Origin of the sequence: Cyanobium sp. N5-Cardenillas (assembly GCF_024345515.1) — a bacterium.
In the GTDB taxonomy this organism is placed as follows: domain Bacteria; phylum Cyanobacteriota; class Cyanobacteriia; order PCC-6307; family Cyanobiaceae; genus Cyanobium.
In genome coordinates, this window is the sequence record NZ_JAGQBG010000115.1 from 1 (window position 1) to 9,688 (window position 9,688).

Annotated in this window: 12 protein-coding genes and 1 tRNA gene; 1 reads left to right on the forward strand and 12 read right to left on the reverse strand. The window is 68.9% G+C overall.

Annotated elements, in window-relative coordinates; all coding sequences use genetic code 11:
* Window positions 1-246: 246 nt before the first annotated feature.
* Entirely contained in the window at window positions 247-675 is a 429-nt protein-coding gene (locus KBZ04_RS10130) for a hypothetical protein (protein ID WP_254991813.1), read from the forward strand.
* 29 nt (window positions 676-704) lie between these two features.
* On the opposite strand, the gene KBZ04_RS10135 is transcribed toward KBZ04_RS10130, so the two are convergent.
* From KBZ04_RS10135 to psbB, 12 genes are all read right to left on the reverse strand, one after another.
* Window positions 705-1,298 carry a chromophore lyase CpcT/CpeT gene (locus tag KBZ04_RS10135; protein ID WP_254991814.1) on the reverse strand — a complete coding sequence of 198 codons (594 nt, stop codon included), beginning with the start codon at window positions 1,296-1,298 and terminating at the stop codon, window positions 705-707.
* A gap of 10 nt (window positions 1,299-1,308) precedes the next feature.
* Entirely contained in the window at window positions 1,309-1,542 is a 234-nt protein-coding gene (locus KBZ04_RS10140; RefSeq protein WP_254991815.1) for a hypothetical protein, read from the reverse strand.
* Between the two features lie 31 nt (window positions 1,543-1,573).
* Window positions 1,574-1,646: transfer RNA gene (locus KBZ04_RS10145), tRNA-Phe, on the reverse strand.
* Window positions 1,647-1,676: 30 nt separating this feature from the next.
* Window positions 1,677-2,126: a ComF family protein gene (locus tag KBZ04_RS10150; protein ID WP_254991816.1), complete on the reverse strand. Its 450-nt coding sequence runs from the start codon at window positions 2,124-2,126 to the stop codon at window positions 1,677-1,679.
* A 261-nt stretch (window positions 2,127-2,387) separates the two neighbouring features.
* Window positions 2,388-2,660 (reverse strand): DUF2470 domain-containing protein, encoded by a 273-nt coding sequence (locus KBZ04_RS10155; protein WP_254991817.1) that lies wholly within the window; start codon window positions 2,658-2,660, stop codon window positions 2,388-2,390.
* A 146-nt stretch (window positions 2,661-2,806) separates the two neighbouring features.
* Window positions 2,807-4,135 (reverse strand): FGGY-family carbohydrate kinase, encoded by a 1,329-nt coding sequence (locus KBZ04_RS10160; protein WP_254991818.1) that lies wholly within the window; start codon window positions 4,133-4,135, stop codon window positions 2,807-2,809.
* The gene (gene metK / locus KBZ04_RS10165; protein ID WP_254991819.1) at window positions 4,110-5,369 is read right to left on the reverse strand and encodes a methionine adenosyltransferase; all 1,260 of its coding nucleotides are present in this window, start codon (window positions 5,367-5,369) and stop codon (window positions 4,110-4,112) included. The genes KBZ04_RS10160 and metK overlap by 26 nt, the downstream gene beginning before the upstream one ends.
* A gap of 29 nt (window positions 5,370-5,398) precedes the next feature.
* On the reverse strand, window positions 5,399-6,205 hold the full coding sequence (locus KBZ04_RS10170; protein ID WP_254991820.1) for an HAD family hydrolase: 807 nt from the start codon (window positions 6,203-6,205) through the stop codon (window positions 5,399-5,401).
* 25 nt (window positions 6,206-6,230) lie between these two features.
* Window positions 6,231-7,307 (reverse strand): 30S ribosomal protein S1, encoded by a 1,077-nt coding sequence (locus KBZ04_RS10175; RefSeq protein WP_254958331.1) that lies wholly within the window; start codon window positions 7,305-7,307, stop codon window positions 6,231-6,233.
* A 126-nt stretch (window positions 7,308-7,433) separates the two neighbouring features.
* On the reverse strand, window positions 7,434-7,919 hold the full coding sequence (gene nrdR / locus KBZ04_RS10180; protein ID WP_254991821.1) for a transcriptional regulator NrdR: 486 nt from the start codon (window positions 7,917-7,919) through the stop codon (window positions 7,434-7,436).
* A gap of 133 nt (window positions 7,920-8,052) precedes the next feature.
* Window positions 8,053-8,148, reverse strand: coding sequence for a photosystem II reaction center protein T (locus KBZ04_RS10185; protein WP_010314684.1), 96 nt, complete (start codon window positions 8,146-8,148; stop codon window positions 8,053-8,055).
* Window positions 8,149-8,172: 24 nt separating this feature from the next.
* Window positions 8,173-9,688: photosystem II chlorophyll-binding protein CP47 (gene psbB, locus KBZ04_RS10190; protein WP_254991822.1), on the reverse strand; the 1,516-nt coding region annotated here is incomplete at its 5' end.

Sequence of the window (9,688 nt, forward strand, 5' to 3'; positions counted from 1 at the left end):
GGAGGGCAGGGCGCGAAGCCACTGCGCGATGGGCAGACGCCTTCGAGGACGGCTGCAGCAAACGTCCCGATCATGGGCTGCAAGGCGGATCCTATGGGCCTGTCCGCTCGCCACGACAGGGTTGTCAGAATCGTTACAAACCCCCCGAGCGGGTCGGCCCTGGCCGACCCCATCAGCCGCCGGCGTTGTGCCCCCTGGCGGACTGGCCCCATCCCGATACCATCCGGCCATCATCCCGGTGCCGTCATGACTGCTGTTGTGCCCCTGTCCGAGGACGCCTCCCTGCGGTTGGCCGACCAGCTGCAGGTCCTCTCCCAGGTCGCCGAAGCGCTCACCTACCGCCTGTTGGAGCTCGAGGAACGGCTGGAGGGCCATGACGAGCGGATCGGCGCGCGTCTGCAGGAGGTCGCCGGCCTCGAAGCGGCCCATGGGGTGGCCATGGACCAGCGGCTGGGCGAGACCGAAGAGCGACTGGCCAGGATCGAGGCGGCGCTTCGGGGTCTGGATCGCACCGGGGGGTCCCGCCATCTGCAGGCGGTGCAGCCGCCGGCTCTGCAGCAGGAACTGCCGGGCTCCCTGACGGAGGAGGAAAGCTTCGATCTGGGCCCGGAGGACTCCGACCCCTTCCTCGACGAGGGGGAGCAGCCCTTCATGGACGAACTGATCGCCGGCTGAAGGCCCGGGTGCCTCCCTGGCCTCCGTCGTCAGTTCTCCAGCCAGGCCGGGGGGATGTCGCCGCTGTAGTCGTGGGTGCGCTCGAATGCGAACGGCCCGGCCAGCGATCCCCACAGCTGCTCATGGGTGGCCGGATCGTGGCCCCGATCGATGGTGCGCATGCCCCGGGGGTCGATCTCGAAGCTGCTGACCAGATAGGCGAGACTGCCCTTGCGTTCCACCAGACAACGGCAACCGGGTTCCACCTCGCCACTGAAGCCTTCGCCCTGCTCCCGCACCAGATAGGTGCAGCCTTCCAGGGGCAGCAGGTCGGCCGCCGTGATTTGCGCCCGTCTCCCTTCGTCTTCGATGGCCCCCCAGAAGCGCTGCTCGTCGCGCAGGGCCTGGTTGTGGATGATCAGCGCGCCGTCGCGCTGCTCGGCCCGGAGCACCCGAATCCGGTAGGGCGTGCCTGGGGTGATGGCGTAGGTCTGTTCGAGCAGCAGCGAACCTGGGGCCAGCTGGGGCAGCGGCCGGAACTTGACCAGGATGTGGGCGTAGAGGGGCGGGTTGTCGAAGGCCTGGGCCTGGTTGCTGAAGCCAGCGCTCAGCTGCTGGATGAGGCGGGCGAGGGAGCTGCTCATGGGGCGCAACCTAGAGGTCGAGCAGGCGGATGCGGAAGGCGCCCACCTGGCGGGCCGTGGCCGGATCGCCCTGGGCGAAGGGGTGGTCGGCCACGGAGCCGAGGATGGCCTCGAGCTTTTCGGTGGCCGACAGGCCGTGGGAAGGCTCCTGGCGGCTGTGGGCCTGCCAGGCTTCGTCGAACGCCTGGGCAAAGCTGTCGGCGTTGTTGAAGATCTGGCTGGATGTCGAAGGCGGCTGGGGCATGGTGATGGGCTGCAGCGCAGTCCGCACGCAATGCCAGGACCCAGATTTGAACTGGGGACACGGCGATTTTCAGTCGCCTGCTCTACCAACTGAGCTATCCCGGCCCGTCGCCGAAGCGACGTTCGGATCTTAGATCACGGCCCGCTGCGGGCTCGGCCCCGAGGGGTGCGGGCCAGGCAGAGCATCCCCACCACCGGCCAGCCGAGCGTTTCCAGGGCCCGGGCGGCGTTGCACCCGGTGGCGCCGCTGGTGAGGATGTCATCGACGATCAGGACCGGCCGTCCCGAGGCTTCGCCAGGGCGGGGACCGCGGCGGCAGTGGAAGGCCCCGTCCTGGTTGGCCAGGCGCATGGCCCGCTTCAGGTGGTGCTGGCCGAGCACCGGCCGCGAGCGTTCCAGCAGGTCGTCGTGGCGGTAGCCCAGCTGGCGGACGAGCTGGCCGCACACCAGGGCGGGCAGGGGGTTGCCGCGCCGTTTCCAGCTCGGGATCGGCACCAGCAGCGGTCGCCGCCGCCATTGGGGCAGCCCCTCCGCCAGCACCCGCACCAGGGCGGCGATCCGGGACTGCTCAGGCCGCTGCCGCAACCCGAGCAGTAACCGACGCAGCTCTCCGTCGTAGGACCCGGCCGCCCACCACAGCAGGGGCTCGTTGCCCCGCTGGCCCCCGGCCGGCAGGGGGAGCTGGAGGCGGCAGGTGGGGCAGGGAGCTGCGGCCCCGTGCTGTGGCGGCTGCAGGCCGCGACACAGGGGGCAGGGGGTGGCGGCGATCCAGTCGAGCGGCAGCCGCCCCAGGCGGGCGAGGAGGGTCAGGGGTCTGGCGCCGCCCAGTGCGGCGCAGTCGCTGCTTCAAGCTTTCCCGGGGAGCGACCGCAGCATGGCCACCAGGGTGCGATGGGCGTCCTCGCTGTCGCTGAGGGCGTGGTCGAAGGGCACCTCCACCGGGGCGCCATCCACCTCGAGGCGCATGGCCTCGGGCTCCACGGCCACCATCCGAGCCTCCCGGGCCTCGGTGCAGCCGCCGTAGTGGCGGGCATAGGCCAGGACGGCCTCGGCATGGTCGTCGTTCATGTGCTTGCAGATGCGGTCGCTCACCGCGGCGGTGAGGGGGTCGGCGGCCATGGGGTGGAAGCGGATGGGGGGATTCTGGGCTCAGGCGCCGGCGAACCGCTGCCAGAGCAGCAGGCCCAGCCGCACACCGCTGAACCCCACAAAGCCGGCCAGCACAATGAACAGCGCGATGGAGACGATCGAGCTGAGACGTTCGTTCATGGCCGTAGGGGTGCTGATTCGATCTCCATCCTGAAGCTGGCCCTGGCCAGCAGGGCCATGCCCAGGGCCGCCGTGCGTTTCGGTCGGTTGAGCACCGGGATCCCCAGGGCCCGCGAGCGCAGGGCCCGCCACTGGCTGTTGCGGGCGCCGCCACCGACGCTGATCACCCGCTGCAGGGCCGGCGCCCCCAGCTGCCGCAGCCGTTGCCAGCCCGTCGCCTCAATGGCGGTGAGGCCCTCGAGCAGGGCCTGCAGGTAGCGGGCATCGCTGACGGGCCTCGGCCCCAGGATCGGCTCAAGCTCCGGGTCGTCGACGGGAAAGCGTTCCCCTTTGCGGCTCAGGGGGCGCAGGTGGATCCCCGTCGGGCGGTCCGTTGTGATCTGGCGGCTCAGCGCCGCGATCTGGGCATCATCGAAGAAGCGGCGCAGCACGCCGGCGCCGGCGTTGGAGGCGCCTCCCGCCAGCCAGCGGCCGGCCACCCGGTGGTTGCTGAGGCCGGCACCGGCCAGGGGGGCCGCCACGAACTGCTTCAGCACCAGGGTGGTGCCCAGCACGGCGATGCCATCGCCGGCCTGGGGGTCGGCGGCGAGCACGGCGGCATTGGCATCGGTGCTGCCCGCCACCACCTGGCAGTCCCCGGGCAGGCCCAGGCACGCCGCCGCCGCAGGGGCGAGCGGGCCCAGCAGGCTGCCGCTGGAGCGGATCCGTGGCAGCGTCTCCACGCCCAGGCCTGACGCCACACCAGCAAGCCAGTGTCCCTGCTGTAGATCCCAGCCCAGACGCACGTTGTTGCCCTCCTCGCCCCAGCGCCAGTCGTCCAGCAACCAGCCCATCAGCCAGTCGGCCTGGTGGCGCAGCAGCAGGCCCGGAGTGAGCCTCGCCTCACGGGCCCGGGCCAGCAGCCGCAGGGCCCGGGCCAGGCTGCCGCTGGCGCTGGCGGCGGGATGGCTGGGCACGCCGCCGGACGCCTGGCCCAGCAGCGCCGTGATGGCCCCGGACTGTTCCGTGCAGGCCAGGTGGTAAGGCAGGGCCTGCTCCAGGGGCGGTGGCAGCAGGCGGCCGTCCGGCCCGCAGGCCAGCAGGGTGCCGGAGGTGCCATCGATGGCAACGGCCCCCACCCTCCGGCGGATCTCTTCGGGAACGGTGGCCAGCAGCGCGATCAGCCCCTGCCGCCAGGCACCCGGCTCTTCCAGGCGACCGGGGTAGGGGGACTGCCGGCTCAGCAGCGGGTCGTCCGGCTGGCCGCCGGCGGCACCGGTTTCCGCCAGAACGGCCAGGCGCAGGCCGCTGCTGCCGAGGTCAACCCCCAGAAACAGCGCTGACACGGCTCGCCGTGGCCTGCTTCAGGGTGGCGGCGATGGCGGTCACGTCCTCCCAGGGGAGGTCGAGGTCCTTGCGGCCGAAGTGGCCGTAGGCCGCTACGTCCTGGTAGAAGCGGCCGCCCCGCTGCTGGGGCAGTTCCCGCAGGCCGAAGGTCTCGATGATCGCGCCGGGCCGCAGGTCGAAATGCTCCTGCACCAGGGCGGTGAGGTCGGCATTGTCGAGGGCACCGGTGCCGAAGCTCTCCACCAGGATGCTCACGGGCCGGGCCACGCCGATGGCGTAGCTGAGCTGCACCTCGGCCTTGTGGGCCAGACCTGCCGCCACAAGCGCCTTGGCCACGTAGCGGGCGGCATAGGCAGCAGAGCGGTCCACCTTGGTGGGATCCTTGCCGGAGAAGGCACCGCCGCCGTGGCGGGCATAGCCGCCGTAGGTGTCGACGATGATCTTGCGGCCCGTCAGCCCGGCGTCGCCCTGGGGGCCCCCCACCACGAACTTGCCGGTGGGGTTGACGTAGAAGCGGGTGCTCTCCTTGGAGGGCTGGAGGGACAGATCGGCGGTGGCGGGGAGCACCACGTGCGTCCAGAGGTCGTCCTTGATGCGCTGCTGCACCGCCTTCTCCTCGCTGAGGCCCGCCACTTCGGCGGTGTGCTGGGTGGAGATGAGGATCGTGTCGATCGCCACGGGGCGGTTGTTCTCGTACTCCACGCTCACCTGGGTTTTGCCGTCGGGGAGCAGGTAGCCGAGGCTGCCGTCGTGGCGCACCTGGGCCAGCCGCAGGGCCAGCCGGTGGGCCAGGCTGATGGGCAGGGGCATCAGCTCCGGCGTTTCGTCGCAGGCGTAGCCGAACATGATGCCCTGGTCGCCGGCTCCCACCTTGTCGAGGGGGTCGCCGGCATGGTCGTCGGCCTCATCCACCCCCTGGGCGATGTCCGGCGACTGTTGATCGAGGGCGATCAGCACGGCGCAGCTCCTGGCATCGAAGCCCCCGGCGCGGGCACCGCTGTAGCCGATCTGTTCGATCACGCCCCGCACGAGGGTGTTGAAGTCGACCCGGGCGTTGGTGGTGACTTCCCCCGTGATCAGGCAGAGGCCGGTGTTGACCACGGTCTCGCAGGCCACCCGGCTGGCCGGGTCCTGGGCCAGCAGGGCGTCAAGCACGGCATCACTGACCTGGTCGCAGATCTTGTCGGGGTGGCCTTCCGTCACCGATTCAGAGGTGAAGACGAAACGGCTCATGGGGGAATGCGATCAGTCGATAGGTGAGCTTATTCCCACGGGTTGACCGCCCCCGGCACCACGGTGAGTTCCCGCCAGTGATCCAGCTGCAGGAAGGCGTCATCCAGATCCACCGGCCGCCGCCAGCCGGCCCGGTAGCCCAGCACCACCGGCAGCCCGGCGGCACGGGCCATGCGCAGGTCGCTGTTGGCGTCACCGATCAGGGCGCAGCTTTCCGCGGCCACGCCCAGTTCGGCGCACAGGCCATGGACGGCGGCGGGGTCAGGCTTGCGGGGCTGGTGTTCGGCGCTCCAGATGGCCTGCACGTAGGACGCCAGATCATGGGCGGCCAGGAACGCTTCGATGCCCTCGACATGGTCGTTGCTGATCACGGCACAGCGCACCCCCGCCAGCCGCAGGGACTCCAGCAACGGGAGCAGGCCGGCGGTGGGGGCTGGCCGCCGCTCGCTTCCCTGGCCGTGCAGGGCGTCGGTGCGGGCGAACACGGTTTCGGCCATCGCCAGGGCTTCGGGCCAGCCCAGGCCCACCTGCACGAGGGCGGTGGCGGTGGCCACCAGGTTCTGGTCGCGGCTGGCCACCGCCATGGTGCCGGCGGGATGGACGCCTTCAGGGGCAAGGCCGTAGGCGCGGTGCAGCAGGTCGCCCAGGTCGCGGTGACGCTCCGGGTCGCCGCTGGCCAGATCGGCCAGGGCCAGACAGTGAAAGACCCTGGCCTGGGCCAGGGCCACGAGCATGGGCTCGCTGTGGCTCATGGTGCCGTCCTTGTCGAACAGCACCGCCTCCAGTTGACGATCCCCGCATGGAAGGGGCGTGCCCCGCAAGGACAGAAGCACCATGGTCAGAGGGCCGGAGCCGGGAACTTCATTCGAGCGAGACGCCCATGGGCTCGTTGTCTTCGGCCTGCTCCAGCAGCATCTGCTTGTAGCGGGCAGCCATTTCCTCGGCCTTGTCGAACACCTTCTGGGGATCACTCAGCATGTCGCCGGGTTCCGGCTCAAGGGCCTTGGTGGAGAGGGAGATCCGGCCCCTCTCGGCGTCGAGATCGATGATCATCACCTTCATCTGATCGTTGACATTGAGCACCGTGTGGGGCGTCTCGATGTGCTCGTGGCTGATCTCGGAGATGTGCAGCAGACCGCTGACACCACCGATGTCGATGAAGGCGCCGTAGGGCTTGATGCCACGGACCGTTCCCAGCACCACTTCGCCCACTTCGAGGCGATTCATCTTGCGCTCCACCAGGGCGCGGCGATGGCTCAGCACCAGGCGGTTGCGCTCTTCGTCCACCTCCAGGAACTTGAGGGGGAGGAAGTCGGCCACGAGCTCCTCCTTGGCCTTGCGGGTGCTGATGTGGCTGCCCGGGATGAAGCCCCGCAGGCCCTCCACCCGCACCAGCGCGCCGCCGCGGTTGGTGGCGAACACTTCGCTGTAGATGGTGGCGTCTTCTTTCTGAAGCTGGCGCACCCGCTCCCAGGCACGCTGGTACTCGATGCGGCGCACCGAAAGGGTGAGCTGGCCGTCCTCGTTCTCCTCGCTGAGGATGAAGAATTCGCGCACCTCGCCAGGTTCGAGCACGTCGGAGAGATGCTCGACGCGGTTGATGGAAACCTCCTGGAGAGGCATGAAGGCGGCGGTCTTGGCGCCGATGTCGATCATGGCGCCCTTCGATTCCAGGGCGAACACGGTGCCGTTGACGACGTCACCGGGCTTGAAGTTGTAGTCGTACTTGCTGAGCAGGGCCGCGAACTCGTCCAGCGTGAAGCCCACACCGTCGCCGTCCCGAGCGCTGACCCTGCTGCTGGAGTCGTCGGCGCTGGGCACCTCTTCCGGGATCGCCAGATCGAGTTCCGCTGTGATCTCGATGTCGGCGGCCTCCTCGCTGCTGATCGGCGTGAGGGCCTCGAGGGTGTCGGCTTCGGAAGAAGGAGTGAGGGTCATGGAGCTGGGGCGGTCTGCCGGCGGCAGTGCGAAGGAACGGGGTGACTGCCCGCCTGCAGCGCACACCCGATCGAGCACTCTATCAATGGGTCGGCAGGAGAGCCGCTCAACGCGCTGGAGCCGGCCTCAGCCGACCACCACCAGGCGGTTCTTGGTCTTGCCCCGGTTCCCCAGGCCTTCCAGGGTGGCCACGAAATCGCTGACGCTCTGGAACTGGCGGTAGACGGAGGCGAAGCGCACGTAGGCGACTTCGCTCATCTCCCGCAGGCGCTGCAGCACCAGCTCCCCGATCTCGTTGCTGCTCACCTCACGGCCGGCCCGCTGCTGCAGCACCAGTTCGATGTCGTCGACGACGGCCTCCAGCCGGGAGGGTTCGAGACCTGTTTTCTCGGAGGCCCTCAGCAGACCATGCAGCAGTTTGCTGCGGTTGAAGGTTTCTCTGCTGCCGTTGCGCTTGACCACGGTGATCGGGACCGTCTCGACCCGTTCGTAGGTGGTGAAGCGAAAATCACAGTTGAGACACTCCCTGCGGCGCCGCACGCTGCGTCCGGAATCGGCGGCCCTTGATTCCAGAACACGGCTATCGGTGTGTTGGCAGGAGGGACATTGCATCCCTGGGCACGCGTCCAAGTGTTGGGAGTGTAAACAGCTACGCGCACAAAGAGAAGGGCTTGCCTTCCAGCTGGGGCCCCAGCCAAGAAAAAACCCCTGGTGTCCCAGGGGTTGAAGCAATCCGGATGCGTGGTCACTTGCCGATTTTCGGGGGATCGCGGAAGGCGATCGCGAAAAAGAGCGTGGAGATGGCCAGGGCCAGGATCAGGATGTAAGCGAAGCTCTCCATGGGAATCCTCGGGGGGGCTGGCGGTCAGCTGAGGGGGGAGCCGGCCGGGGGCACGAAGCCCTCGGGCAGGCGTCGGGTGGAACGGTCGCCCAGCTTGGCGAACAGACCGAATTCCACCTGCTCACCGAGATCGGGGTCGATACCGGCGAAGACATCACGGTAGAGGGTGCGGGCACCGTGCCAGATGTGGCCGAAGAAGAAGAGCAAGGCGAAGCAGGCATGGCCGAAGGTGAACCAGCCGCGGGGGGAACTGCGGAAGGTGCCGTCGGAGTGGTAGGTCTCACGGTCGAACTCGAAGGCCTCGCCGAGCTGGGCCTTGCGGGCCAGTCGCTTGACGTCGGCGGGATCGGTGAACGTCTGGCCGTTGAGGGCACCGCCGTAGACGGTGGCCGTCACGCCCTGCTGCTCAAAGGAGTACTTCGCCTCGGCACGACGGAAGGGGATGTCGGCGCGGACGATGCCCTGCTGATCCTGGAGGACCACCGGGAAGTTCTCGAAGAAGTTGGGCAGGCGACGGACCTCGAGGTCATGGCCCTCCTTGTCGGTGAAGGAGATGTGCCCCAGCCAGGAGGTGGGCAGGCCGTCACCGTTGATCATCGGGCCGACGCGGAACAGGCCGCCCTTGGCGGGACTGTTGCCGACGTAGTCGTAGAAGGCCAGCTTCTCGGGGATGGCCGCGTAGGCCTCCGCCTTGGTGGCGCCGTTGTCGATGGCGGTCTGGACGCGACGGTTGATCTCCGTCTTGAAGTAGTTCTGATCCCACTGGTAGCGGGTGGGGCCGAACAGCTCCACCGGCGTGGCCGCCGAGCCGTACCACATGGTTCCGGCGACGATAAAGGCCGCGAAGAACACCGCCGCGATCGCGCTGGCCAGCACCGTCTCGATGTTGCCCATGCGGAGCGCCTTGTAGAGGCGTTCCGGCGGCCGGGTGGTGATGTGGAAGATGCCGGCGATGATGCCCACGATGCCGGCGGCGATGTGGTGGGCCACGATGCCGCCAGGGTTGAAGGGATTGAAGCCTTCAGGTCCCCAGGAGGGCTGCACCGCTTCAAGGTGGCCCGTGAGGCTGTAAGGATCCGAGATCCACATCCCCGGTCCGAAGACCCCGGTGAGGTGGAAGGCGCCGAAGCCGAAGCAGCCCAGGCCGGCCAGCAGCAGGTGGATGCCGAAGATCTTGGGCAGGTCGAGGGCTGGCTCCCCGGAGCGGGGGTCCTGCCAGATCTCGAGATCCCAGTAGGTCCAGTGCCAGATGGCGGCAAGGAAGAGCAGGCCACTGAAGATGATGTGGGCCGCAGCCACGCCTTCGAAGCTCCAGAAGCCTGGGTCGACGCCGGTTTCACCGGTGACGCTCCAGCCCCCCCAGCTGCCGGTCACGCCCAGGCGGGCCATGAAGGGCATGACGAACATGCCCTGGCGCCACATGGGGTTGAGGACCTGGTCGGAGGGGTCGAAGATCGCAAGCTCGTAGAGCGCCATGGAGCCGGCCCAGCCGGCTACCAGGGCGGTGTGCATGAGGTGCACGGCCAGCAGTCGGCCCGGG

Bases quoted from the DNA above. Each gene is read 5' to 3' on its own strand.
- KBZ04_RS10175 (WP_254958331.1), bottom strand. From the start codon at position 7,307: ATGACCCTCACTCCTTCTTCCGAAGCCGACACCCTCGAGGCCCTCACG.
- KBZ04_RS10130 (WP_254991813.1), top strand. From the start codon at position 247: ATGACTGCTGTTGTGCCCCTGTCCGAGGACGCCTCCCTGCGGTTGGCC.
- KBZ04_RS10155 (WP_254991817.1), bottom strand. From the start codon at position 2,660: ATGGCCGCCGACCCCCTCACCGCCGCGGTGAGCGACCGCATCTGCAAG.
- KBZ04_RS10185 (WP_010314684.1), bottom strand. From the start codon at position 8,148: ATGGAGAGCTTCGCTTACATCCTGATCCTGGCCCTGGCCATCTCCACG.
- KBZ04_RS10140 (WP_254991815.1), bottom strand. From the start codon at position 1,542: ATGCCCCAGCCGCCTTCGACATCCAGCCAGATCTTCAACAACGCCGAC.
- metK (WP_254991819.1), bottom strand. From the start codon at position 5,369: ATGAGCCGTTTCGTCTTCACCTCTGAATCGGTGACGGAAGGCCACCCC.
- KBZ04_RS10135 (WP_254991814.1), bottom strand. From the start codon at position 1,298: ATGAGCAGCTCCCTCGCCCGCCTCATCCAGCAGCTGAGCGCTGGCTTC.
- nrdR (WP_254991821.1), bottom strand. From the start codon at position 7,919: ATGCAATGTCCCTCCTGCCAACACACCGATAGCCGTGTTCTGGAATCA.
- KBZ04_RS10170 (WP_254991820.1), bottom strand. From the start codon at position 6,205: ATGGTGCTTCTGTCCTTGCGGGGCACGCCCCTTCCATGCGGGGATCGT.